Consider the following 23,837-nt stretch of genomic DNA (forward strand, 5'->3'; position numbering starts at 1 on the left):
AAGCCTGTGGGAGCGGCTTTAGCCGCGATGGCCCGCGAAGCGGCCCCAAACGCTTAACTGATTGGCATTACCCGAACAGGGCCTGTTGTCGTTTGTGCTCAAGCGAGCCCATTTCTTGGCGTGCAAGCAGGCGATCAGCGGTGGATTTCTCGGGAACATGTTGCCGGTTGCTCGGTCAATGGGCGGCTTGACGCAGTCACCCCGATATTAATTGGCGGGGGCGCGCACTTTTCTTTATGGTGGGCGCCCTTTGCAACGACCCCGAGATAGAGCCATGTTGGAAGCCTCCCTTAATCAAATCGAGCAACTGGTCACCGACCTGCTGCAGAAGAACACCCAACTGACCGAGCAGAATGCCTCGCTCGGCCAGGAACTGGCCCAGGCCAAGGAAGAGAACGAGACCCTGCAGCTGTCGCTGATGGAGCAGGAAGAGAAGCAGGGCGCCACCGCATCGCGTCTGCAAGCGTTGCTCGAGCGCGCAGGTGCTGGCACCGTCGGCGCATGAGCTACTACTCGCGACAGGAGCAGCCGGTCAATGTCGTGTCGATCCTGGGCAACGACTATTCGATCAAGGCGCCGGAAGGCCAGGAAGAAACCCTGGGCAAGGCCGTGGGCATGCTCAATGCCGCATTGAACGAAACCAAGCGTCAGTACCCGACTTTGATCGGCGACAAACTGCTGGTCCTGGCGGCGTTGAATCTGTGTTCGCAGCAGATCGAGTTGCAGAGCGAGCACCAGCAGGCGCTGGCGCGTGCCCAGGCGCAGATCGACGCCACGGTCAATGCCATTAGCCGCAGCATCTCTGAAGGCTGATGTGATGCGGCTACGGCCTGTACGAAGCGCGCTACGAGTTTGATCTCACGGAGCCTGTTTGATTGCAGGGGTGCGCATAATCTAGCAATTTTGTCAGTGTCGGTGCGACGAGTCTTCGAGGGAGAATAAACGTACGAGCAAGCCATATTGGAGCAGGGCATGAAGCTTAGAGAGAAGTCATCAGAAGCTGGCAATGATCTTTCTGCAGTAGCCAAACGCGGAGAGAACCGACTCCAGACGCTCAGTTATTCCCCTTATGGATATGTGACAAGTGCATCAGGCAACCTATGCCTGGGCTTCAATGGTCAGCCTCTGCACGTTCAAGTCGGTGGGTACATCCTTGGGAATGGATATAGAATTTACAGCCCGGCACTGATGCGCTTCCAAGCGTTCGACCAACTCAGCCCCTTCGGGCCAGGGGGTATCAATGGTTATTGCTACACCGCCAATGATCCGGTGAATCGGCAGGATCCGACGGGTCGGATAGGTGTGTTTAGTCTTATACGCAGGGTGCTTGGCAACGATAGCTCTCGTGGAAGGTTCATTGCAAAGCCAAACTCAGGCTCCGCTTTTTGGGACGTTGAGAATCAGCTTGAACCGCATCAGGTCGGGCGGAGGTCCGGCAGCACTGATCCTGCAATTTTCCATTATGAATATGAAACTCGATCGTCTCCCAGGCGGCTGGTATCGAAAAGAGCATCTCTCGTGTCGCTTCTTCAAGAGCAAAGTCCTGCCACTGACACGTTGCTCGATGCGTTATCCGTCGCTGATAGAAAAAATTTAGCGCGGACTTCAAGATTAGCAGCGGAGGGAGTGGTCCGGTACATGGCGAGGGCAAAGTCCACACTCCAGGAGATTGTCATCGCTGAACAGCTTGCACTCACCCCAGAGCTTCAGTCTCAAGTAGCTCTCGCGGCACAAAGACATCTGCAGCGTCTTGAACCTGAGCTACACAGGAATCCGGCGCAAGCAATGGAGCAGATTCGTCAACAAATCGTCTAGCGAGCGGTTGCCACTTGAACATCACCTCTAATCACGCTCGAGACCCGTTCACAATTGATTAGCGCAAGGTTCTGAATAGGTGAAGCGGAGCAAGGATGTGCCATGTGCAGATGCTGCTCCAGCGTAGGTGGGCAAATGCGGATATACCTCAGACAAAGCCTGGCAGCGGCCGGACCCAGTTGAGGTGCGGCCAGCTCTAGGGAGAAGACTCAACTGCCTATGACGGCCTGGATGTCCGCTGCAAGCGCGCGAACTCGTGCCTCATCGGTATCCCAGGAGCACATGAACCGCGCGCCGCCGCTGCCGATGAAAGTGTAGAAACGCCAGCCTTTGTTGCGCAATGCCTCCAGCGCCGCTTCCGGCATTTGCAGGAACACGCCGTTGGCCTCGACCGGGAACATCAGTTCCACCCCCGGTAGATCGCTGACCAGGCTCGCCAGCAACTGCGCGCACTGGTTGGCGTGGGTGCCGTGGCGCAGCCAGGCGCCGTCTTCCAGGATTCCCACCCAAGGCGCCGACAAAAAGCGCATCTTCGACGCCAGCTGCCCGGCCTGCTTGCAGCGGTAGTCGAAGTCCCGTGCCAGGTCGTGGTTGAAGAACAGGATCGCTTCGCCCACCGCCATGCCGTTCTTGGTGCCGCCAAAGCACAACACATCGACGCCAGCTTTCCAGGTCAGCTCGGCAGGCGAGCAGCCAAGGAACGCGCAAGCGTTGGTGAAACGCGCGCCGTCCATGTGCAGGTGCAGGCCCAGTTCCTTGCAGGTCGCGCTGATCGCTTGCAGTTCAGCCGGGCGGTACACCGTGCCCACTTCAGTGGCCTGGGTGAGGGTCACCACGCGGGGTTTGGGGTAGTGGATGTCCTGGCGCTTGAGGGCGATTTCGCGGATGGCCTCGGGCGTGAGTTTGCCGGCGTCGGTGCGCGCGGTCAGCAGCTTGGAGCCGTTGGAGAAGAACTCCGGTGCGCCGCATTCGTCGGTCTCGACGTGGGCGGTTTCCGAGCAGATCACGCTGTGGAAGCTCTGGCACAACGAGGCCAGGGCCAGCGAGTTGGCCGCCGTGCCGTTGAAGGCGAAGAACACTTCGCAGTCGGTTTCGAACAGGCGGCGGAAGTGATCGGCCGCTTGCTGCGTCCACTGGTCGTCGCCGTAGGCGCGCTCATGACCGCGATTGGCCCGGTCCATGGCGGCCCAGGCTTCGGGGCAGATACCGGAATAGTTGTCGCTGGCAAATTGTTGGCTGTTGTCTGGCATGACGCTTGTCCTTTAAGCGAGGCAGTCCGCACTCTAAACCATCGATTCGGCCCTTGCCCACAGGCGTCGTCAGACCCTGCCTGGAACCTCTGCGGGCCTGAACGCCGGCATCTCTATTTCAACGGTTTGGCAGCTGTACTCCAACGCGTCTGATGCGCGCCGAAGAAGCATTGCCGCTGGTGCTCAGCGGCCGCTCGGTGAAAGCGCTCCAGCAATGTCGTAAACGCGCCATTGCAAGGCGTGCGCAGGCATCTGACTCGCCCGTCCCGGCCCTACCATCGCCACAAAGGGTCATTGAACCCTCCAGACAAAAAATGATCGCTGCCGGGAGATACACGATGTTCAGCAAGCAAGACCAAATCCAGGGTTACGACGACGCACTGCTGGCGGCGATGAATGCCGAGGAACAGCGCCAGGAAGATCACATCGAGCTGATCGCCTCGGAAAACTACACCAGCAAGCGCGTGATGCAGGCCCAAGGCAGCGGTCTGACCAACAAGTACGCCGAAGGCTACCCGGGCAAGCGCTACTACGGCGGTTGCGAGCACGTCGACAAGGTCGAGGCGCTGGCCATCGAGCGTGCCAAACAACTGTTCGGCGCCGACTACGCCAACGTCCAGCCGCACTCCGGTTCCTCGGCCAACAGCGCCGTGTACCTGGCCCTGCTGCAAGCCGGCGACACCCTCCTGGGCATGAGCCTGGCCCACGGCGGCCACCTGACTCACGGCGCCAAGGTGTCCTCGTCGGGCAAGCTGTACAACGCGGTGCAGTACGGCATCAACACCGACACCGGCCTGATCGACTACGACGAAGTCGAGCGCCTGGCCGTCGAGCACAAGCCGAAGATGATCGTGGCCGGTTTCTCGGCCTACTCGAAAACCCTCGACTTCCCACGCTTCCGCGCCATCGCCGACAAGGTCGGCGCGCTGCTGTTCGTCGACATGGCCCACGTCGCTGGCCTGGTCGCCGCTGGCCTGTACCCGAACCCGATCCCCTTCGCTGACGTGGTCACCACCACCACCCACAAGACCCTGCGCGGTCCACGTGGCGGCCTGATCCTGGCCAAGGCCAACGAAGAGATCGAGAAGAAGCTCAACGCGGCCGTGTTCCCTGGCGCCCAGGGTGGCCCACTGATGCACGTCATCGCCGGCAAGGCGGTGTGCTTCAAGGAAGCCCTGGAGCCAGGCTTCAAGGCTTACCAGCAGCAAGTGATCGACAACGCTCAGGCCATGGCCCAGGTGTTCATCGACCGCGGCTACGACGTGGTCTCCGGTGGCACCGACAACCACCTGTTCCTGGTCAGCCTGATCCGTCAGGGCCTGACCGGCAAAGAGGCCGACGCCGCCCTGGGCCGCGCGCACATCACCGTGAACAAGAACGCCGTACCGAACGATCCACAATCGCCGTTCGTGACCTCGGGCCTGCGCATCGGCACCCCGGCCGTCACCACCCGCGGCTTCAAAGTTGCCCAGTGCGTGACCCTGGCTGGCTGGATCTGCGACATCCTCGACAACCTGGGTGACGCTGACGTCGAAGCCGATGTGGCCAAGAACGTCTCCGCCCTGTGTGCCGACTACCCGGTTTACCGCTGAGGGAGTAACTCTTGATGAAACGCTATTCGGGCTTCGGCCTCCTCAAACATTCCCTCAGCCACCACGAAAACTGGCAGCGCATGTGGCGCACGCCGACCCCTAAGAAGGTCTATGACGTGGTCATCGTTGGCGGTGGCGGGCACGGCCTGGCGACCGCCTACTACCTGGCCAAGGAGCACGGCATCACCAACGTGGCGGTGATCGAGAAGGGTTACCTGGGCGGCGGCAACACCGCCCGTAACACCACCATCGTGCGTTCCAACTATCTTTGGGACGAATCGGCCAAGCTCTACGAACACGCCATGAAGCTGTGGGAAGGGCTGTCGCAGGACATCAACTACAACGTGATGTTCTCCCAGCGCGGCGTCTACAACCTGTGCCACACCCTGCAGGACATCCGTGATTCGGAGCGTCGGGTCAACGCCAACCGCCTCAATGGCGTGGACGGCGAGCTGCTCAACACCGAACAGGTCGCGGCTGAAATCCCGTACCTGGACTGCTCGAAGAACACTCGCTACCCGATCCTCGGCGCGACCATTCAGCGCCGTGGCGGCGTGGCCCGTCACGATGCCGTGGCCTGGGGTTACGCCCGTGCCGCCGACGCCCTGGGCGTCGACCTGATCCAGCAGACCGAAGTGATCGGCTTCCGCAAGGAAAACGGCGCGGTGATCGGCGTGGAAACCAACAAGGGCTTCATCGGCGCCAAGCGCGTCGGCGTGGTCACGGCCGGTAACTCCGGGCACATGGCCAAGCTCGCCGGCTTCCGCCTGCCGCTGGAATCGCACCCGCTGCAAGCCCTGGTCTCCGAGCCGATCAAGCCGATCATCGACAGCGTGATCATGTCCAACGCCGTGCACGGCTACATCAGCCAGTCCGACAAGGGCGACCTGGTGATCGGTGCCGGTATCGACAGCTGGGTCGGCTACGGCCAGCGCGGTTCGTACCCGGTGATCGAGCACACCATGCAGGCCATCGTGGAGATGTTCCCGATCCTCTCGCGCGTGCGCATGAACCGCCAATGGGGCGGCATCGTCGACACTTGCCCGGACGCCTGCCCGATCATCTCCAAGACCCCGGTCAAGAACCTGTTCTTCAACTGCGGCTGGGGCACCGGCGGCTTCAAGGCGACCCCGGGTTCGGGCAACGTCTTCGCTGCGAGCCTGGCCAAAGGCGAGATGCACCCGCTGGCCAAGCCGTTCTCCATCGACCGTTTCTACAACGGTGCGCTGATCGACGAACACGGCGCTGCGGCCGTCGCCCACTAATTCGGAGACAACCTTCATGTTGCACATTTTCTGTCCCCATTGCGGCGAGCTGCGCTCCGAAGAAGAGTTCCACCCCGCCGGCCAAGCGCACATCGCCCGCCCGCTGGACCCGAACGCCTGCACTGACGCGGAGTGGGGCACCTACATGTTCTTCCGCGACAACATTCGCGGCATTCACCACGAGCTGTGGGACCACGTTGCCGGCTGCCACCAGTACTTCAACATGACCCGCAACACCGAGACCTACGAGATCCTGGAAACCTACAAGGTGGGTGAACAGCCCAAGGTGACCGCTCGCGAGAACACACCCGCGCAATCGGCGGCCGTCAACGAACGGGGAGAAAACGTATGAGCCAGACCTATCGCCTCTCCAGCGGTGGCCGCGTTGACCGCAGCAAGGTGCTGAACTTCACCTTCAACGGCAAGACCTACCAGGGTTATGCCGGCGACAGCCTGGCCGCCGCCCTGTTGGCCAACGGCGTCGATATCGTCGGCCGCAGCTTCAAGTACTCGCGCCCACGCGGCATCATCGCCGCCGGCACCGAAGAGCCCAATGCCATCCTGCAGCTGGGTTCGAGCGAAGCCACGCAGATCCCGAACGTGCGCGCCACCCAGCAGCCGTTGTACTCGGGCCTGGTCGCCACCAGCACCAACGGCTGGCCGAACGTCAACAACGACATGATGGGCATCCTCGGCAAGGTCGGCGGCAGCATGATGCCGCCGGGCTTCTACTACAAAACCTTCATGTACCCGAAATCCTTCTGGATGACGTACGAGAAGTACATCCGCAAGGCCGCAGGCCTGGGCCGTTCGCCACTGCAGAACGACCCGGACAGCTACGACTACATGAACCAGCACTGCGACGTGCTGATCGTCGGTTCCGGCCCTGCCGGCCTGTCGGCCGCATTGGCCGCTGCCCGCAGTGGCGCCCGCGTGATCCTCGCCGATGAACAGGAAGAGTTCGGCGGCAGCCTGCTCGACACCCGCGAGACCCTCGACGGCAAACCGGCCGCCGACTGGGTGGCGAGCGTCATCGCCGAGCTGCAAGCCCTGCCTGAAGTGACCCTGCTGCCCCGGGCCACCGTCAACGGCTACCACGACCACAACTTCCTGACCATTCACGAGCGCCTCACCGATCACCTCGGCGATCACGCCCCGCTCGGCCAGGTGCGCCACCGCGTGCACCGTGTGCGTGCCAAGCGCGTCGTGCTGGCCTCGGGTGCTCATGAGCGTCCGCTGGTCTACGGCAACAACGACGTGCCGGGCAACATGCTCGCCGGCGCCATCTCGGTGTACGTGCGCCGTTACGGCGTGGCACCGGGCCGCAAGCTGGTGCTGTCGACCAACAACGACCACGCCTACCGCGCCGCGCTGGACTGGCACGACGCTGGCCTGCAGGTCGTCGCCATCGCCGATGCCCGTCACAACCCGCGTGGCTCGCTGGTCGAGGAAGCGCGTGCCAAAGGCATCCGCATCCTCACCTCCAGCGCCATCATTGAAGCCAAGGGCACCAAGCATGTCACTGGCGCGCGCATCGCGGCCATCGACACCGTCGCGCACAAGGTCACCAGCCCGGGCGAATGGCTCGAGTGCGACCTGATCGGCAGCTCCGGCGGCTACAGCCCGGTGGTTCACCTGGCCTCGCACCTGGGTGGCCGTCCGGTCTGGCGTGACGACATCCTCGGCTTCGTGCCGGGCGACGCACCGCAGAAACGCGTGTGTGTCGGCGGCATCAACGGCGTCTACGGCCTGGGTGACGCACTGGCCGATGGTTTCGAAGGCGGCGTGCGCGCAGCCACCGAAGCCGGCTTCCAGCCCACCACCGGCAGCCTGCCGAAAACCGTGTCGCGCAAGGAAGAGGCCACGGTGGCGCTGTTCCAGGTGCCGCACGACAAAGGCACCGCCCGTGCGCCCAAGCAGTTCGTCGACCAGCAGAACGACGTCACCGCAGCGGCCATTGAACTGGCTACTCGCGAAGGCTTCGAGTCGGTCGAGCACGTCAAGCGCTACACCGCGCTGGGCTTCGGCACCGACCAGGGCAAGCTGAGCAACATCAACGGCCTGGCCATCGCCGCACGCTCCATCGGCGTGACCATCCCGCAGATGGGCACCACCATGTTCCGCCCCAACTACACCCCGGTGGCTTTCGGCGCCGTGGCGGGCCGGCACTGCGGCCACATCTTCGAGCCGGTACGCTTCACCGCGCTGCATTCGTGGCACGTGAAGAACAACGCCGAATTCGAAGACGTCGGCCAGTGGAAGCGTCCGTGGTACTTCCCCAAGCCGGGCGAAGACCTGCACCGCGCCGTGGAGCGTGAGTGCAAGGCCGTGCGCGCCAGCGTCGGCCTGCTCGACGCCTCGACCCTGGGCAAGATCGACATTCAGGGGCCGGACGCCCGGGAATTCCTCAACCGCGTGTACACCAACGCCTGGACCAAGCTCGATGTGGGCAAGGCCCGTTACGGCCTGATGTGCAAGGAAGACGGCATGGTCTTCGACGACGGCGTCACCGCCTGCGTCGCCGACAACCACTTCATCATGACCACCACCACCGGCGGCGCCGCCCGCGTGTTGCAGTGGCTGGAGCTGTACCACCAGACCGAATGGCCGGACCTGAAGGTGTACTTCACCTCCGTGACCGACCACTGGGCCACCATGACCCTGTCCGGCCCCAACAGCCGCAAGCTGCTGGCCGAACTCACCGACATCGACCTGGACAAGGACGCCTTCCCGTTCATGACCTGGAAGGAAGGCAACGTCGGCGGCGTGCCAGCGCGGGTGTTCCGTATCTCGTTCACCGGTGAGCTGTCGTACGAAGTCAACGTGCAGGCCAACTACGCCATGGGCGTGCTGGAGCAGATCGTCGAGGCGGGCAAGAAATACAACCTGACCCCGTACGGCACCGAAACCATGCACGTGCTGCGGGCCGAGAAGGGCTTCATCATCGTCGGCCAGGACACCGACGGCTCGATGAACCCGGACGACCTCAACATGAGCTGGTGCGTGGGGCGCAACAAGCCGTTCTCCTGGATCGGCCTGCGTGGCATGAACCGCGAAGACTGCCTGCGCGAAGACCGCAAGCAACTGGTCGGCCTGAAGCCGGTCGATCCGAAGGTCTGGCTGCCGGAAGGCGCCCAGCTGGTGAACGACCCGAATCAGCCGATCCCGATGGACATGATTGGCCACGTGACCTCGAGCTACGCGTTCAACTCCCTGGGCTATTCGTTCGCCATGGGCGTGGTCAAAGGCGGTCTCAAACGCATGGGCGAGCGGGTCTATTCGCCGCAAGCCGACGGCAGCGTGATCGAGGCAGAAATCGTGTCTTCGGTGTTCTTCGATCCGAAGGGTGAACAGCAGAACGTCTGAAGACGATGCCCTGTGGGAGCGGTAATCCGGGATTCCAATTCATCTGCGAGAGATGGCTGGAGCTCCCGACGCATTCGCGGCTAAGCCGGAATGTCGGACCACCGCTCCCACAAGGTTCTGCGCACACGCTGCGGGACAGGCAACGCGGACACTGTGGGAGCGGCTTCAGCCGCGAATGCGATGGCGAATTCATCGCGCTCTTCGCGGCTGAAGCCGCTCCCACAGCCTGCGGCGTCCTCTCCCGTATGCGTCCTACAGAATTCAAGGCAGGTACCACATGAGCGCCATCAACGTCTTCGAGCAAAACCCCAGCGGCTCCGCCAAGGCCGAGTCGCCGCTGCACCACGCCGACCTGCGCAGCCTGGTCGGCAAAGGCCGTCAGAATGCAGGCGTCACCCTGCGTGAGCACAAATTCCTCGGCCACCTCACCCTTCGTGGCGATGGCCACGATGCTGCCTTCGCCAGCGCCGTACAGTCGGCCCTGGGTCTGGAGCTGCCAGGTGCCCTGAAAGTCGTCTCCAGTGGCGACACCTCGCTGCAGTGGATCGGCCCGGATGAGTGGCTGCTGATCGTCCCCGGCGGCGAAGAAGTGGCCGTCGAGCAGAAGCTGCGTGATGCTGCCGCTGGCCTGCACATCCAGGTGGTCAACGTCAGTGGCGGGCAAAGCCTGCTGGAGCTGAACGGCCCGAACGTGCGCCAGGTGCTGATGAAGTCCACCAGCTACGACGTGCACCCGAACAACTTCCCCATCGGCAAGGCTGTGGGCACCGTGTTCGCCAAGTCGCAACTGGTGATTCGCCGCACCGGCGAAGAGCGTTGGGAGCTGGTGATTCGTCGCAGCTTCTCCGACTACTGGTGGATGTGGCTGCAGGATGCCTCCTCCGAATACGGCCTGGCCATCGAAGCCTGAGGAGAACGCGCATGAGTCGGGCACCGGACACCTGGATCCTTACCGCCGATTGCCCGAGCATGCTCGGCACCGTCGATGTCGTGACGCGGCACCTGTTCGAGCAGCGCTGTTACGTCACCGAGCACCACTCGTTCGATGATCGCTTGTCGGGGCGCTTCTTCATTCGCGTCGAATTCCGCCAGCCGGACGACTTCGACGAAGCCGCGTTCCGCGCAGGCCTTGCCGAGCGCGGAGAGCGCTTCGGCATGGGCTTCGAGCTGACCGCACCTGATCACCGCCCCAAGGTGGTGATCATGGTGTCCAAGGCCGACCACTGCCTGAACGATCTCCTGTATCGCCAGCGCATCAATCAATTGGGCATGGACGTGGTCGCGGTGGTCTCCAACCACCCTGACCTCAAACCTCTGGCCGAATGGCACAAGATTCCCTACTACCACTTCCCCCTCGACCCGAAAGACAAACCCGGCCAGGAGCGCAAGGTCCTGCAGGTGATCGAAGAGAGCGGGGCGGAACTGGTGGTGCTCGCCCGCTACATGCAGGTGCTGTCGCCTGAGCTGTGCCGTCGGCTGGACGGTTGGGCGATCAACATTCACCACTCCCTGCTGCCCGGTTTCAAGGGCGCCAAACCGTATCACCAGGCCTACAACAAGGGCGTGAAGATGGTCGGTGCGACCGCGCACTACATCAATAACGACCTCGATGAAGGGCCGATCATTGCCCAGGGCGTGGAGACGGTGGATCACAGCGACTACCCCGAGGATTTGATTGCCAAAGGGCGGGATATCGAGTGTCTGACGTTGGCGCGGGCGGTGGGGTATCACCTGGAGCGGCGCGTGTTCTTGAATGCCAATCGGACTGTGGTGCTCTGACCTCCAGGTCTCGCTCCGTGCTTGACCGCCTCGCTTCAGCCCTGACGTAAAAAGACATCCCTCTGTCGTTTCCAGTCAGGGCCACCCCCTTCGACAAGACCACAATCAACTCCAGTTCAAAGGGCTGCCTGGCCCTGTTCGTTCCAGCAACACATGCCGTCCACGAAGGATGGCGCTACCCAACGCTGCACAAGTACAAATCAAGCGAGGTATGAGCATGTCTGGTAACCGCGGAGTGGTGTACATCGAGCCTGGAAAGGTCGAGGTACGGACGATTGACTACCCCAAGATGCAAGACCCGCGTGGCAAGAAGATCAATCACGGCGTGATCCTCAAGGTGGTCTCCACCAACATCTGCGGTTCCGACCAGCACATGGTGCGCGGCCGTACCACCGCCCAGCTCGGCCTGGTGCTGGGCCATGAAATCACCGGCGAAGTCATCGAGAAAGGCAGCGACGTCGAGCGCCTGCAGATCGGTGATCTGGTCTCCGTACCGTTCAACGTCGCCTGCGGCCGCTGCCGCTCGTGCCAGGAACAACACACTGGCGTGTGCCTGACCGTCAACCCGGCTCGCCCAGGTGGCGCTTACGGTTACGTCGACATGGGCGACTGGACCGGCGGCCAGGCCGAATACGTGCTGGTGCCATACGCCGACTTCAACCTGCTAAAGCTGCCGAACCGCGACAAGGCCATGGAAAAGATCCGTGACCTGACCTGCCTGTCCGACATCCTGCCCACCGGTTACCACGGTGCCGTGACTGCGGGCGTTGGCCCAGGCAGTACCGTGTACGTGGCCGGTGCCGGCCCGGTCGGCCTTGCCGCTGCCGCTTCGGCGCGCCTGCTGGGCGCGGCCTGCGTCATCGTCGGTGACCTCAACCCGCTGCGCCTGGCCCACGCCAAGTCGCAAGGCTTCGAAGTGGTCGACCTGTCCAAGGACACCCCGCTGCACGAGCAGATCATCGACATCCTCGGCGAGCCGGAAGTGGACTGCGCCGTCGACGCCGTCGGCTTCGAAGCCCGCGGCCATGGCCATGAAGGCGCCAAGCACGAAGCCCCGGCCACCGTGCTCAACTCGCTGATGCAAGTCACCCGCGTGGCCGGCAAGATCGGTATTCCGGGCCTGTACGTGACCGAAGACCCAGGTGCGGTAGACGCCGCCGCTAAGCAAGGCGCGCTGAGCGTTCGCTTCGGCCTGGGCTGGGCCAAGTCGCACAGCTTCCACACCGGCCAGACCCCAACCATGAAATACAACCGCCAGCTGATGCAGGCGATCATGTGGGACCGCATCAACATCGCTGAAGTGGTGGGTGTGGAAGTGATCAGCCTGGATAAAGCACCGGAAGGGTACGGCGAGTTCGATAAGGGCGTGCCGAAGAAGTTTGTGATCGATCCGCACAAGACGTTCAGTGCGGCGTGAGTGAGATGAAGTAACGACAAAGCTCCTCTGATTGAGGGGCTTTGTTTTTTACGTATGAACTGGATGTGATCGCGGTAGAGCACGTTCGTACCTGTACCTTGTACTGACTTAGACCTTTGCAAGGGCGTGAGGATCAAGCCAGTAGAGCTCCCACTTTTTCAAGGTTATCGGGTGTTGGCTCAGGTTGAGTCATCATCGGGCTCCTACAGCAATGTAGGAAACCCCCTACGCAGATGCGCTGTTTATTCCAAGCGCATGGAAATATCCTACGAACCCTGTCGACTCCCTTCTGATTGCCCTTGGAATCCTTGCCCTCTAGGCTCAACCGGTCGCTGAATGGTTTGGCGATCGGGTGTGGAAACCTGGCAATCACAGGGCCGCCATATGGCGGTTGTACGCGGGAGGCCGTGAGGCCTGCCGGGGTTTCCTTGTGACCTGGTTTTCCACCCCGCGTACAACTGCCACCCTTACATGTGGAAACGGACGAGTGCAGTTCAAGCTCACAAGGAACTGATATGAAAAAGATAGTCCCCGATCCGCCGACCCTGAAACTGGTCGATACCCTCCACCCCGCGATCCACTCCGATCTCATTCCCCCCGATGCCCTGGCCATTGCCAGCGACCTTCTGCTTGGCATTTCAGAAGTCATCGACACCCACTGCCGCGCCAATGCCGGCGAAAAGGGCATGAAAATGCTGACCAATGCACGCCACAGTGCCGACATCGCACACGCGTTGATCGAACATGCACTGGTTCGTTTATAAGCTTTGGGGGATTAGTGCAATGAGCGATGAGCCACCTCTGAACGTCACCCTTGGTATTCGGCAGTTCAGCGAGACGGGGAAATCGGCGGCTGCCATGTTTCAAGTATCACCTGGCGTGCCGTTCGGGGAGGCCTATGAGCATGTGTCTGTGCTACTGGGTTACATCCATCATCTTGTTGCGGAAGGCGACGCGCAGGACGACCATAAACTACTGGGCGCGGCGGGTTACTTGAGTGCGTTTGCCAAGGCCATCGTGGATGACATCGAGATTGCTCAAAACGAGAGGCTTTCATTAACTCGTCTCTAGTGAGCAGCTATGTGCTAATTGGCGATGTCCGAAAACAGCAGGCTCAACATTGCTGATGCCGACCACCCGCGTGACCGGCAAGGTCAGCATTCCGGGCCTGTAGATGAGCGAACAGCCAGGTACAGAAGATGCCGCCGTCAAGCAGGGATCCTTGAGTGTTCGCTCTGATTTGAGCTGAACCAAGCAACATAACTTAAACAAAGGCCGTGCCTACTCCATGAAATACAAAAGCCAACTAACTCAGGCGATGATGTGGGATCGTCTCGAAATCGCCGAAGTAGTAGCTGCGGAATTTCATAATGCGTTTATCGAGAGGGGGCGCAAGAGTACTGCACAGTGATCCGATACCGCTGGGTTCTTTGCGGACGGGCGACACGCAAAGGCGGCCGATGTGATGGAGGTGCAGGCGATACCCCGGACCAGGCTCTGGACAGGCAGGGTCAATGCCTCAAGGATGCGCCGAAGGCGCGTCTGATTGATTGGCATAAGATGCTCACTACCGCGTGAGTCGATCGAAAAAAGGAGAAGCCTCTCTGGCTGAGGGGCTTCTTTTTGTAGATGTCCCAGGAAAGAGTAAATAGGACGGGTCAGTCATGCCCATTCCGCTGTGACAGCTGGCAATTTAAGCATCAGCGGTGGTGAACCTTAAGGCGCTGGAGCAAGTTTCCGGGTTGTCTGCCTTGGTATTGAAATAGGAACGCATGTCGTGGTTCAGTATTAATTATTACGGATAATTGTAGCATTTTCTCTGTGTCTGTTATGATTTGTCGAAGAAGGAATAACAGTTCCTAAGCCTTGGGGTTTGCGATTGTGAATAGCAAGAAGTATCTTATTTTTTTCTCATTTATTCTTATTTTAGTTAGCGATATCAATGAGTTAATATTAGCTTCCGTTTTGGTGTCAAGTTGGTATTCTGGATCCACTTCTTTAACTCTTTCGTATTTCCTCGTTATTATATTAATTGAGGCTTTTGATTCAGTGCTTAGGTTTTTGATTTTTAAGTCTATTTCAGTATCAAATACGCCTTTCGGTAGTGATTGTTTTAAATCTAGAATTTTTTGATAGTTTTTGTTGATCGTAGTTGAGTGGATGTCTATGACGGCTTTTCGCCTGTCCATGACGGTTTTTCGTGAGCGAAAAAGATTTAAGCTAAATATATAGGCGTGACCGTCGGGATCAACACGATTGATAGGGTCATTTGAACAATAGGCGTAAGCATTGGTTCCGCCCTGCTCGAATGGGCTCAAGCTATCGGCATTGTGAAATCGCATCAGGGCTGGATTGTAAGCTCTATAACCGTTGCCGAGGAGATAAAGTCCATCACTGCCCAGACGCTCACCATTGAAACCGAGAGATGAAGAATCCTCCATATGACGGCTGAACCCGTAGGCGCTGTAGGTTTGAGTATGCTCAAGCGTAGTTCCGATTACAGAATTTAGCTGATCTACACGCAGAGGCTGTGAAACCCTTGTAGAGCGTGATTCGCTGATTTTTGAGATAGGTGCTTCCAAGCCGCAGAAGAAACGGAGGTCATGCAACTTAGATTTCGCTACCGCGAGTCTGTTGGATTGAAAGAAATATGATTCGCTGACTGCTTTGAAAGTCATGGTTTTACTCCGCTGGATGCCACGAGCATCTAGATGATTGGTGGGTTTAAATTTTTGATCCTCGCGAGGAGAAATACAACTGTAAAAAATACCAGGTGCTGGCTAGAATTCTGCGAGATACAGCCGCTCTCGGACTCAGGAGTTTTGCTAAGTGCGGTGCTTGGTTTACAGAAGAAATGTTCGAGTAAAACTTGGTTTACAGACCGAGGGTTTTGATTGCGGAGGCGACCTTCGCGTTTCAAAACTGCTGATAATGGCAGGTACGTCATTGGGCTTTTTTATCCCAGCTCGGTGACGGGGCTACAATGATCATTACTCAATCGCCTTGACGGCCACAGGTTATGATAAACATGCATAATCACTCATGCATCCCGGAATTCGACATTATCGGAAACTAAGGTCGATACTTCAAAGCCAAAGGTTTTAGATTTTTCAGTCATCTATGGAAAGGGATTTGTTAATGGCCAAGCGCTACGAACTTTCGGATGAAGGCTGCGATATGATCAAGGACGCTTCATACCGACCGACACGGGCTCTAGTCTAAAGTATGAGGGTTGCTTGCGAAACACCACACTAGCTGGGTGGCGATTAAGAGCCACCACGTAGTAAGCTCGGATGGGGCCTGCCAATCCGTGTAGTGCCAAACTTTATGTACTCATAAATGTCGAGACCGTGTAGGGATATGTTTCCATGAAATTAAATTGGTTTTGAAATTTTCAAAATTCCTTGGTTTTAAATTGTGGCTCTTCTCATTCTGACTGCAACCTTAGATGTGTTAAAGTCCAAATCTATCATGGAAGATGTACTTGCAAAAGGTGCGCTAGGAGTATAGCTGTCGTTATTGGGATTTAATGAGATTATGCTCGCTCTTGGAGCGGAGGGGCCGTAGTCAGATACAGTGGATAATATGCTGAAGCGCGGTGCACTGGGGCTGTACAAACCGGAACCTGAAATTGTTGACATTACGCTGAGTCGAGGGGCACTCGGAAGAAATGCTCCGGAAGCTTTGAGTACGGAGTCGTATGCCTCTTGATATTTTGCTTGTATTTTATCTCTTTTATCGATGAGCCTAAGAATTGAATTTTTCGTTCTGTCGGCATCCTTCTCCATGGTTTTTAGTAATTTAATTGAATTTGAGGGAGCTGCTCCTGATCTACTATAGATCCTGTTCACGTTGTCGCTGCCGGCTTGATATATGTTGTCAAGTTCTTCGAGGTACCTAATCTTTCTGTTTATTTCCAAATTCTTTAATGATAGTTTAGTGCTGTAGTGCCTAAGGTTTTGATTGGAGGGGCGATTAGCGCCGCTGAATATAGGGAGCATAGGCATATGACCGCTTGGGTCAGAGTAATTTATTGGGTCGCCCATGCAGTAGCTGTAAGAGTTAATGCCTCCTTCATCAAATGGGCTTAGGTTGTCCGGTGAGGTGAATCGCATTGTTTTCAAGTCGTACATGCGATAACCCATACCCAGCAGGTAAAAATCAGATTTTTCTTCGAGGAACTCGCCATTGAAGCCAAGTCGAGAGTTTTCAGGTAAATCTACAGCTAGGTATCCATAAGCACAATAATTTTGATATTTATGGGTTTCCAATCCTTCCATGATAACTACGGTTCCAGCTTTGTCTACGGCATATATTTTTTTGCTTGTAGCAGATTTTCGATCGTACTCTTGAACGGCTAAGGGTTGAGTCGGGGTGCGGAAGATTTTTTTAGTGAACTCTTCTTCTATAGTGACTAGGCTCATGTTCTGATAGAAGAATTTCTTTAAACCTGAATGTTTCCTCATTTTTTCTCCTCACCTGTGGTGGCGTCGTCATTTAAAATGACACTGGTTCACCAAATTATGGGGCAAGGGGATTATTTGGATACTGGTAAAAGTGCTAGGTTCTGTCTGAAAACAGATGTCGCAGACACCGCATGACACAAGCCAGCCAGACCATCCCTGCATCACTTGTTGCGAGCTTGTTGTAGCGAGTCACGATCCTTCGGTTTTCTTTCAGCCAGCCAAACACGCGCTCAAACACGTTTCGTGGCCGGTATTCAGGCGGATCAAACAGGCGAGGCAGTCCAGGCTTAGGTTTGCGCTTCATCGACCGCAGAGGGATAACCGGCTGCATGCGGTATCGGTCGCAGTAGCGCCGCAGCGCCTCTGCGTCGTAGCCTTTGTCAGTCAGGAGCCAGCGACAGCGCTTACAAGGCCGACCGCGTTTGCTTGTCGGGATGCTGATCTCATCCATTAGGGGTTGGGCATAGCTGATATCACTGGCTTGACCGCCAGGCAGCAGAAAGCGCAATGGCAAGCCGTTGGAATCACAAAGCATATAGATTTTGGTCGTGAGACCACCACGGCTGCGGCTTAGAGCGTGGTCTGCAGGTTCATCACGCCCCCTTTTTTACCTGCACCTGCTGAGGCACGGGTTGCGCGAACGGCGGTTGAGTCGATCATCCAGGTCTGTAAACCGATGAGGCCTTGATCGTTGAGCTTGAGATGCAGTCGGCTGAGCATCTGATCGAATGTTCCGCGATTTCACCACTCGCGGAATCGGTGGTACACCGTTCGCCAAGGCCCGAAATGCTCGGGCACGTCGCGCCATGCGGCGCCTGAGCACAGTAACCACAGCACACCGTCCAGCATCAGGCGGTCATTTGATTGGGGTCTACCTCGGGTGCTGGTAGGGGGGAAGAGATCGGAAATCACATCCCATGCTTCGTCCGACAATTCGTAGCGCTTGGCCATCACAGAATTTCTTTTCGTAGATGGCTGAAAACCTCACAAAATTTGAGCTTTCAAAGGGCAAAAGTTCGGATTCTCGCAATTTCAGACAGGACCTAGGCAGCCTGTGAGTCGCGCGGCTTTCGCGACCTTGAGGTTTCATAAGCTAGGATCAGTCCATCAGGCGTATCCGGCGTGGAAAGCTGCTTCTGACATAATCAGGTACGCCAGCAACAGCTCGTCCAACCTGGGCCGATGCCTTGGATAGTAGGCCGTGATAGAACGGCTCTGGTACCTTAGGCTCTGTATGAAAAGCCTTGATACTCGTTCATGCTGCGTTGAAAACCGGCTGGATCGCCAGCCCAGACTAGGCGTCCCCGTCGCAATGCTCATGTACTCCAGTACAGTCGAGCGCGACCCCGGCCGTTCCTCGCCGGTTTTTGCGGGGCCGCCACCGGCCTTGCCCGACCTTCGTCTCAAGACTTTTCGTACAGAGCCTCGCGCTCAGCGAATTGCAATACGCAATGATCCAATTCGCTCATCCTTCTCTGCCCACAACCCATTTACCCACCCCTGCACCGCTTGCCTAAAATCCGGATCGTTCTCGTAATCCCCCGCCCACCACTGCGGGTCCAGCTCACGCACCTGAATATCCACGATCACCCGCTCAATGCTGCCACTGAGCAAATCCCAGAACCCCGGTGCCTTGTCGCCGGGATAGACAATGGTCACGTCCAGCAGTGCGTCGAGCTGCTCGCCCATGGCCGCCAACACGAAGGCGATCCCGCCCGCCCTCGGCTTGAGCAGGTGGCGATACGGTGACTGCTGTTCGGCATGTTTGGCGGGCGTGAACCGCGTCCCTTCCAGGTAATTCACGACATTCACCGGCTGGCGCTTGTACAGCTCGCACGCTGCTTTGGTGATCTCCAGGTCCTTGCCCTTGAGCTCTGGATGCTTGGCGAGAAACGCCTTGCTGTAGCGCTTCATGAACGGGTAATCCAGCCCCCACCAGGCCAGCCCCAGCAACGGCACCCAGATCAGCTCGCGTTTCAGGAAGAACTTGAAGAATGGCGTACGGCGGTTCAGCGCCTCCATCAGCGCTGGAATATCGACCCAGCTCTGGTGATTGCTCACCGTCAGGTACGACGTGTCTCGGCGTAGGTTCTCGGCGCCGCGAATGTCCCATTGCGTGCGCACGCACACGGCGAAGATCAGCTTGTCGACCTCGGCCCAGGTCTCGGCCATCCACATCACCCCGGCCGAGGCGTAGTCGCGGTAGCGGCCCTTGAGCACCAGCTTGATCAGCGCGAAGGCCAGCAGCGGGACGATCATCACCAGAGTATTGATCAGCAGCAGGAGGGCGACACAGGTGCCGGTCAGCAGACGGCGCATAGGGAAACCTTTGTAGTGGAGTGGCTGGGCGCAATCATAAGCAGCGAGGCGTGCTTCGCCAAATGTGCAGCGGGGATCGTTGCCCGTAAATGTTTCAGGGTATGTTTTTGCCCGGACGTCGAACCTCTGGCGTGGCGATACTCTAAGCAAGCAACTCTCTGAAGGAAGCCTGCCCTGTGAAACCACTGCTTGCCCTGCTGACGCTGGTCGCTCTCCCGGTCATGGCCGCCGACCCTACGCTCTATGGCCGCTACGAGAACATCAAGGTCATGGACATCGGCCAGACCTTCCAGGCCAAGATGGACACCGGCGCCTATACCGCTTCGCTGTCGGCCAAGGACATCGAGCGCTTCACCCGTGATGGCGACAAGTGGGTTCGCTTCCGCCTGGCGACCGAAGACGCCGATGACAAGGTGTACGAACACAAGGTCGCGCGCATCAGCAAGATCAAGAACCGCACCGAAGAAGACAGCGAAGGCGACGCGCCGGAAACCTCGAGCCGCCCGGTGGTGGACCTGGAGCTGTGCCTGGGTGATGTGAAACGCACCGTCGAGGTCAACCTGGTGGACCGTAGCAGCTTCAACTATCCGTTGTTGATCGGCGCCAAGGCCCTGCGCGAGTTCAAGGCGGCGATCAACCCGGCCGAGAAGTACACGGCGGGTACGCCCAAGTGCTGAGGGGTTGAGCGTTAAGCTGCAAGTCAAAGCACGCTAGAATCCGCGTTTGCCGGATACTTTCAGGCAGACGCGCTTCGTTGTTCGCGACCCCTGAAAACAGGCCGAGTGGCAACCGCGATGGGTGTTTACTCGCAGCTCACCGTTTAGCCGAAGGCCGCCATGCCCCATATCCTGATCGTCGAAGACGAAGCCGCCATTGCCGACACACTCATCTATGCCCTGCAGGCCGACGGCCACACCACCGAGTGGATGACTCTGGGCGGTTCCGCGGTCGAGCGCCAGCGTGAGCAACCGGCAGACCTGATCATCCTCGACATCGGCCTGCCGGACATCACGGGCTTCGAAACCTGTCGGCAACTGCGTCGTTTCACCGAGGTGCCGGTGATGTTTCTGACGGCGCGCAATGACGAGATCGATCGCGTGGTGGGCCTGGAGATCGGCGCTGACGATTATGTGGTCAAGCCCTTCAGCCCGCGTGAGGTCACGGCGCGGGTGCGCGCCATTCTCAAGCGCATGGCGCCGCGTGCCGAGCCTGCGCCTGCAGCGACAACGCCCGCACCGCTGCAGCTTGACACCCTGCGCATGCTGATCAGCTACCACGGTCAGCCATTGACGCTGACCCGCCATGAGTTCCGCCTGCTGCAATGCCTGCTCGAACAGCCGCAACGGGTGTTCAGCCGCGAGCAGTTGCTCGATGCGCTGGGGGTGTCTGCCGATGCGGGGTACGAGCGCACGGTCGACAGCCACATCAAGAGCCTGCGGGCCAAGCTGCGCCAGGTCAGCGAAACCGGCGAGGCCATCCAGACCCATCGAGGGCTGGGCTACAGCTACAACCCGGAGCAGGCCTGATGCGTCTGGGGATGCGTATTTTCCTGGTGTATTTCCTGTTCGTCGGGCTGGCCGGCTACTTTCTGCTCAGCACTGTGCGCGAGCAGATTCGCCCGGTGGTGCGGCAGTCGTCCGAAGAAACCCTGGTCGACACCGCCAACCTGCTGGCGGAAATTCTTCACGATGATCTCAAGGCCGGCACGCTGGCGCAGGGCCGCTTGCCCGCGCTGCTCAAGGCTTATGGCCTGCGCAGCCCCGGCGCGCAGATCTGGGGGCTGGGCAAGGATCAGGTCAGCCACCGGATCTACGTGACCGATGCTCATGGCGTGGTGCTGCTCGATTCGAGTGGCGAGGCGGTGGGCAAGGACTACTCGCGCTGGAACGACGTCTACCTGACCTTGCGCGGCCAGTATGGCGCGCGTTCCACGCGCAGCATCGAGGGCGATGAAAGCAGTTCGGTGATGCACGTCGCTGCACCGATTCTCGATGATGGGCAGATCATTGGCGTGGTCACCGTGGCCAAGCCCAACCAGTCGCTGCAACCCTACATCGATCGCTCCGAGCGCCACCTTTTCACGCTGGGTCTGGCCTTGATCGGCCTGGGCCTTCTGGTGGGCGCGATGCTGTCCTGGTGGCTGGCGCGCTCGTTAAGACGCCTGACACGCTATGCCCAGACAGTGAGCGCCGGCGAGCGCGCCGAACTGCCCCATTACAAGGGCGGCGAGCTCGCGCAACTGGCCCACGCGGTCGCACGCATGCGCACCGAGCTGGAAGGCAAGGCCTACGTTGAGCGCTATGTCCACACCCTGACCCACGAGCTGAAAAGCCCGCTGGCCGCCATCCGTGGTGCCGCCGAGCTGTTGCAAGGCGACATGCCGGCGGCGCAGCGGGCGCGCTTTGCCAGCAACATCGAAGGGGAGAGCGAGCGCTTGCAGCAGATGATCGAGCGCTTGCTGGACCTGGCCCGCGTCGAGCAGATGCAGCGCCTGGACGATGAGCAGTCGATCACCCTGGCCAGCCTGCTGGAGGCGCTGCTGGCGGCGCATGGCCCGCGTATTCAGGCCGCCGGCTTGCAAGTGCGTCAGCAGGTGCCGGCGGCGCTCAAGGTGAAGGGCGATCCGTTTCTGTTGCGCCAGGCGGTCAACAACGTGCTGGATAACGCGCTGGACTTCACGCCGGCTGGCGGCGCGTTGCTGTTCGAGGTAGTGCGTGACGAGGCGTGGGTGGCAGTGAGCCTGTTCAACCAGGGGCCGGCGATTCCCGATTACGCATTGGGCCGGGTCAGCGAGCGCTTCTACTCGTTGCCGCGACCGGCCACCGGGCGCAAGAGCACCGGCCTCGGGTTGAATTTCGTGGCCGAGGTGATGCACCTGCATGGCGGCGAGCTGCGAGTGCAAAACCTCGGTGAGGGCGTGCGTGTGAGCCTGTGTCTGCCGCTACGGCGGCTGGTCTGAGCGGGTCTGCCTGTACAGGATTCCGGTAGATCCCGGGTGTTGGATCGCCGAGGCGTTCAGGTATGCCTGCAACTCGCATTGCGACCAGTGCCCTGACGCCGTTCGCCACACAGTCTTCACACAACCTCCACAGACACTCCCCACTGGCTCCACGGCGGCGGCGCAGGCTGCGCTCATCGCCCATCGGAGCTGACACCCATGAACAAGACCCTAGGATTCAAGCTCGGCATGATCGCCTTGCTGATGCTGTTGCTGCTCATACCGCTGCTGATGATCAGCGGCCTCATCACCGAGCGTCAGCAGCAGCGCGACAACGTGCTGCGCGACATCGGCCAGAGCGCCAGTTTCGAGCAGCAGATCGCCGGGCCCATGATCGTCGTGCCCTACCGCAAGACCGAACGCCGCTGGGTCGAGAAGGAGGGCCACAGCGTGCCGGAGACGCGCACCGTCAGCGGCCTGTTGTATGTATTGCCGGAAACCTTCGACGCCGGCCTTGGGGTGGACACCGAGCTGCGCTCACGGGGGATCTATCAGGCGCGTCTGTTCCACGCCAAGGGCACGCTCAGCGGGCGCTTCAAGGTGCCGGCGAACTGGGGCGTGGAGGGGAACGTCGAGGACTACCGCTTCGACACGCCGTTTCTGGTAGTGGGCATCAGTGATGTGCGCGGCATCGAGAACCTGCCCGCGCTACGCCTGGGCGAGCGCACCTTGCCGTTCGAGGCCGGTACCGGGCTGGACTGGCTGCAAGGGGGTATTCACGCGCCGCTGCCTGAACTGAACCTGCACCAGGGCGGGGAACTGGACTTTGCCGTCGATCTGGCCCTGCAGGGCACCGGCCAGCTGCATGTGGTGCCGGTCGGGCGCAGCAGCGCGGTGAGCGTGCAGGCCAACTGGCCGCACCCGAGCTTTATCGGCAACTACCTGCCCAACCGCCGCGAGGTGACTGCCAGCGGCTTCACCGCGCAGTGGCAGACGTCATTCTTTGCCACCAACCTCGAAGACGTGCTGCGCCGCTGCACCGCAGACCAGGGTTGTGCAGGCTTCGAGGGACGCGCCTTTGGCGTGAGCTTCATCGATCCGGTGGACCAGTACCTGAAGAGCGATCGGGCCATCAAGTACGCGGTGCTGTTCATCGGCCTGACCTTTGCCGCGTTCTTCCTGTTCGAGGTGCTCAAGGCCCTGAGCGTGCACCCCATGCAGTACGCCCTGGTAGGGGCGGCACTGGCGTTTTTCTACATGCTGTTGCTGTCGCTGTCCGAGCACCTGGGCTTCGCCCTGGCCTATGGCCTGTCTGCGACCGCGTGTGTGCTGCTGATCGGCTTCTACCTGAGCCATGTGTTGCACAGCGCAGGGCGAGGGGTGGGTTTCGCGGCGGGGCTGACGCTGCTCTACGCGCTGCTGTACGGCTTGCTCAGCGCCGAAGACTACGCGTTGCTGATGGGCTCGCTGCTGTGCTTCACGCTGCTCGGCGTGTTCATGGTGCTGACGCGGCGGCTGGACTGGTCGCGGGTGGGGAGGGCGTGATGCGCGAGGACAAGCTGATCGGGCGGTGGTTGGCGGAGCGGGTGGGGGCCTTGTTTCAGCGGGCCGCGGGTGCTGGCGCGGCGGC

The 23,837-nt window shown here is 59.6% G+C and carries 20 protein-coding genes and 1 pseudogene; 16 read left to right on the forward strand and 5 right to left on the reverse strand.

Annotated elements, in window-relative coordinates:
- Positions 1 to 274 precede the first annotated feature (274 nt).
- The 3 genes from RT028_RS03890 to RT028_RS03900 all read left to right on the forward strand — a co-directional run bounded on the left by RT028_RS03890 (position 275) and on the right by RT028_RS03900 (position 1,815).
- Positions 275 to 505 carry a hypothetical protein gene (locus tag RT028_RS03890; protein ID WP_312932659.1) on the forward strand — a complete coding sequence of 77 codons (231 nt, stop codon included), beginning with the start codon at positions 275 to 277 and terminating at the stop codon, positions 503 to 505.
- Complete coding sequence (locus RT028_RS03895) at positions 502 to 813, forward strand: cell division protein ZapA (protein WP_312932661.1); 312 nt, start codon at positions 502 to 504, stop codon at positions 811 to 813. Before RT028_RS03890 ends, RT028_RS03895 begins: the two co-directional genes overlap by 4 nt.
- Before the next feature lie 159 nt (positions 814 to 972).
- Complete coding sequence (locus RT028_RS03900) at positions 973 to 1,815, forward strand: RHS repeat-associated core domain-containing protein (protein ID WP_312932663.1); 843 nt, start codon at positions 973 to 975, stop codon at positions 1,813 to 1,815.
- Between the two features lie 209 nt (positions 1,816 to 2,024).
- On the opposite strand, the gene RT028_RS03905 is transcribed toward RT028_RS03900, so the two are convergent.
- Complete coding sequence (locus RT028_RS03905; RefSeq protein ID WP_312932665.1) at positions 2,025 to 3,065, reverse strand: low specificity L-threonine aldolase; 1,041 nt, start codon at positions 3,063 to 3,065, stop codon at positions 2,025 to 2,027.
- Positions 3,066 to 3,403: 338 nt separating this feature from the next.
- Between RT028_RS03905 and RT028_RS03910 the strand changes: the two genes are divergently transcribed.
- The 9 genes from RT028_RS03910 (at position 3,404) to RT028_RS03950 (ending at position 13,555) form a co-directional block, all read left to right on the forward strand.
- Positions 3,404 to 4,657 (forward strand): serine hydroxymethyltransferase, encoded by a 1,254-nt coding sequence (locus RT028_RS03910; protein WP_312932672.1) that lies wholly within the window; start codon positions 3,404 to 3,406, stop codon positions 4,655 to 4,657.
- A 14-nt stretch (positions 4,658 to 4,671) separates the two neighbouring features.
- Complete coding sequence (locus RT028_RS03915; RefSeq protein WP_312932674.1) at positions 4,672 to 5,922, forward strand: sarcosine oxidase subunit beta family protein; 1,251 nt, start codon at positions 4,672 to 4,674, stop codon at positions 5,920 to 5,922.
- Positions 5,923 to 5,938: 16 nt separating this feature from the next.
- A complete protein-coding gene (locus RT028_RS03920; RefSeq protein ID WP_312932676.1) occupies positions 5,939 to 6,274 on the forward strand; it encodes a sarcosine oxidase subunit delta in 336 nt (111 codons plus the stop codon).
- The gene (locus RT028_RS03925; RefSeq protein ID WP_312932678.1) at positions 6,271 to 9,288 is read left to right on the forward strand and encodes a sarcosine oxidase subunit alpha; all 3,018 of its coding nucleotides are present in this window, start codon (positions 6,271 to 6,273) and stop codon (positions 9,286 to 9,288) included. Before RT028_RS03920 ends, RT028_RS03925 begins: the two co-directional genes overlap by 4 nt.
- A 277-nt stretch (positions 9,289 to 9,565) precedes the next feature.
- A complete protein-coding gene (locus RT028_RS03930) occupies positions 9,566 to 10,198 on the forward strand; it encodes a sarcosine oxidase subunit gamma (RefSeq protein WP_312932680.1) in 633 nt (210 codons plus the stop codon).
- Between the two features lie 11 nt (positions 10,199 to 10,209).
- Positions 10,210 to 11,067 carry a formyltetrahydrofolate deformylase gene (gene purU, locus RT028_RS03935; RefSeq protein WP_312932681.1) on the forward strand — a complete coding sequence of 286 codons (858 nt, stop codon included), beginning with the start codon at positions 10,210 to 10,212 and terminating at the stop codon, positions 11,065 to 11,067.
- A 217-nt stretch (positions 11,068 to 11,284) separates the two neighbouring features.
- The gene (gene fdhA, locus RT028_RS03940) at positions 11,285 to 12,484 is read left to right on the forward strand and encodes a formaldehyde dehydrogenase, glutathione-independent (protein ID WP_312932683.1); all 1,200 of its coding nucleotides are present in this window, start codon (positions 11,285 to 11,287) and stop codon (positions 12,482 to 12,484) included.
- A gap of 515 nt (positions 12,485 to 12,999) precedes the next feature.
- On the forward strand, positions 13,000 to 13,248 hold the full coding sequence (locus tag RT028_RS03945) for a hypothetical protein (protein ID WP_312932685.1): 249 nt from the start codon (positions 13,000 to 13,002) through the stop codon (positions 13,246 to 13,248).
- A gap of 19 nt (positions 13,249 to 13,267) precedes the next feature.
- Positions 13,268 to 13,555, forward strand: a complete 288-nt coding sequence (locus tag RT028_RS03950; RefSeq protein WP_312932687.1) for a DUF3077 domain-containing protein — start codon at positions 13,268 to 13,270, stop codon at positions 13,553 to 13,555.
- Between the two features lie 788 nt (positions 13,556 to 14,343).
- Here the strand turns inward: RT028_RS03950 and RT028_RS20265 are convergent.
- The 4 genes and pseudogenes from RT028_RS20265 to RT028_RS03970 all read right to left on the reverse strand — a co-directional run bounded on the left by RT028_RS20265 (position 14,344) and on the right by RT028_RS03970 (position 19,269).
- Complete coding sequence (locus RT028_RS20265; protein ID WP_409567157.1) at positions 14,344 to 15,162, reverse strand: RHS repeat-associated core domain-containing protein; 819 nt, start codon at positions 15,160 to 15,162, stop codon at positions 14,344 to 14,346.
- 732 nt (positions 15,163 to 15,894) lie between these two features.
- On the reverse strand, positions 15,895 to 16,950 hold the full coding sequence (locus RT028_RS03960) for an RHS repeat-associated core domain-containing protein (protein ID WP_312932689.1): 1,056 nt from the start codon (positions 16,948 to 16,950) through the stop codon (positions 15,895 to 15,897).
- Between the two features lie 94 nt (positions 16,951 to 17,044).
- Positions 17,045 to 17,901, reverse strand: a pseudogene (locus RT028_RS03965) (IS5 family transposase).
- Positions 17,902 to 18,381: 480 nt separating this feature from the next.
- Complete coding sequence (locus RT028_RS03970) at positions 18,382 to 19,269, reverse strand: acyltransferase (protein WP_312932691.1); 888 nt, start codon at positions 19,267 to 19,269, stop codon at positions 18,382 to 18,384.
- 176 nt (positions 19,270 to 19,445) lie between these two features.
- On the opposite strand from RT028_RS03970, the gene RT028_RS03975 reads away from it, so the two are divergent.
- The 4 genes from RT028_RS03975 to creD all read left to right on the forward strand — a co-directional run bounded on the left by RT028_RS03975 (position 19,446) and on the right by creD (position 23,752).
- Entirely contained in the window at positions 19,446 to 19,946 is a 501-nt protein-coding gene (locus tag RT028_RS03975) for an ATP-dependent zinc protease (RefSeq protein ID WP_312932693.1), read from the forward strand.
- Positions 19,947 to 20,105: 159 nt separating this feature from the next.
- On the forward strand, positions 20,106 to 20,795 hold the full coding sequence (creB, locus tag RT028_RS03980; protein ID WP_312932695.1) for a two-component system response regulator CreB: 690 nt from the start codon (positions 20,106 to 20,108) through the stop codon (positions 20,793 to 20,795).
- Positions 20,795 to 22,228 (forward strand): two-component system sensor histidine kinase CreC, encoded by a 1,434-nt coding sequence (creC, locus tag RT028_RS03985; RefSeq protein WP_312932697.1) that lies wholly within the window; start codon positions 20,795 to 20,797, stop codon positions 22,226 to 22,228. Before creB ends, creC begins: the two co-directional genes overlap by 1 nt.
- 198 nt (positions 22,229 to 22,426) lie before the next feature.
- Positions 22,427 to 23,752 (forward strand): cell envelope integrity protein CreD, encoded by a 1,326-nt coding sequence (gene creD, locus RT028_RS03990; protein WP_312932699.1) that lies wholly within the window; start codon positions 22,427 to 22,429, stop codon positions 23,750 to 23,752.
- Positions 23,753 to 23,837 lie beyond the last annotated feature (85 nt).

This window comes from Pseudomonas sp. (genome assembly GCF_032058845.1).
Lineage (GTDB): Bacteria > Pseudomonadota > Gammaproteobacteria > Pseudomonadales > Pseudomonadaceae > Aquipseudomonas.

Bases quoted from the DNA above. Each gene is read 5' to 3' on its own strand.
- RT028_RS03890 (WP_312932659.1), top strand. From the start codon at position 275: ATGTTGGAAGCCTCCCTTAATCAAATCGAGCAACTGGTCACCGACCTG.
- RT028_RS03895 (WP_312932661.1), top strand. From the start codon at position 502: ATGAGCTACTACTCGCGACAGGAGCAGCCGGTCAATGTCGTGTCGATC.
- RT028_RS03900 (WP_312932663.1), top strand. From the start codon at position 973: ATGAAGCTTAGAGAGAAGTCATCAGAAGCTGGCAATGATCTTTCTGCA.
- RT028_RS03905 (WP_312932665.1), bottom strand. From the start codon at position 3,065: ATGCCAGACAACAGCCAACAATTTGCCAGCGACAACTATTCCGGTATC.
- RT028_RS03910 (WP_312932672.1), top strand. From the start codon at position 3,404: ATGTTCAGCAAGCAAGACCAAATCCAGGGTTACGACGACGCACTGCTG.
- RT028_RS03915 (WP_312932674.1), top strand. From the start codon at position 4,672: ATGAAACGCTATTCGGGCTTCGGCCTCCTCAAACATTCCCTCAGCCAC.
- RT028_RS03920 (WP_312932676.1), top strand. From the start codon at position 5,939: ATGTTGCACATTTTCTGTCCCCATTGCGGCGAGCTGCGCTCCGAAGAA.
- RT028_RS03925 (WP_312932678.1), top strand. From the start codon at position 6,271: ATGAGCCAGACCTATCGCCTCTCCAGCGGTGGCCGCGTTGACCGCAGC.
- RT028_RS03930 (WP_312932680.1), top strand. From the start codon at position 9,566: ATGAGCGCCATCAACGTCTTCGAGCAAAACCCCAGCGGCTCCGCCAAG.
- purU (WP_312932681.1), top strand. From the start codon at position 10,210: ATGAGTCGGGCACCGGACACCTGGATCCTTACCGCCGATTGCCCGAGC.
- fdhA (WP_312932683.1), top strand. From the start codon at position 11,285: ATGTCTGGTAACCGCGGAGTGGTGTACATCGAGCCTGGAAAGGTCGAG.
- RT028_RS03945 (WP_312932685.1), top strand. From the start codon at position 13,000: ATGAAAAAGATAGTCCCCGATCCGCCGACCCTGAAACTGGTCGATACC.
- RT028_RS03950 (WP_312932687.1), top strand. From the start codon at position 13,268: ATGAGCGATGAGCCACCTCTGAACGTCACCCTTGGTATTCGGCAGTTC.
- RT028_RS20265 (WP_409567157.1), bottom strand. From the start codon at position 15,162: ATGACTTTCAAAGCAGTCAGCGAATCATATTTCTTTCAATCCAACAGA.
- RT028_RS03960 (WP_312932689.1), bottom strand. From the start codon at position 16,950: ATGAGGAAACATTCAGGTTTAAAGAAATTCTTCTATCAGAACATGAGC.
- RT028_RS03970 (WP_312932691.1), bottom strand. From the start codon at position 19,269: ATGCGCCGTCTGCTGACCGGCACCTGTGTCGCCCTCCTGCTGCTGATC.
- creB (WP_312932695.1), top strand. From the start codon at position 20,106: ATGCCCCATATCCTGATCGTCGAAGACGAAGCCGCCATTGCCGACACA.
- creC (WP_312932697.1), top strand. From the start codon at position 20,795: ATGCGTCTGGGGATGCGTATTTTCCTGGTGTATTTCCTGTTCGTCGGG.
- creD (WP_312932699.1), top strand. From the start codon at position 22,427: ATGAACAAGACCCTAGGATTCAAGCTCGGCATGATCGCCTTGCTGATG.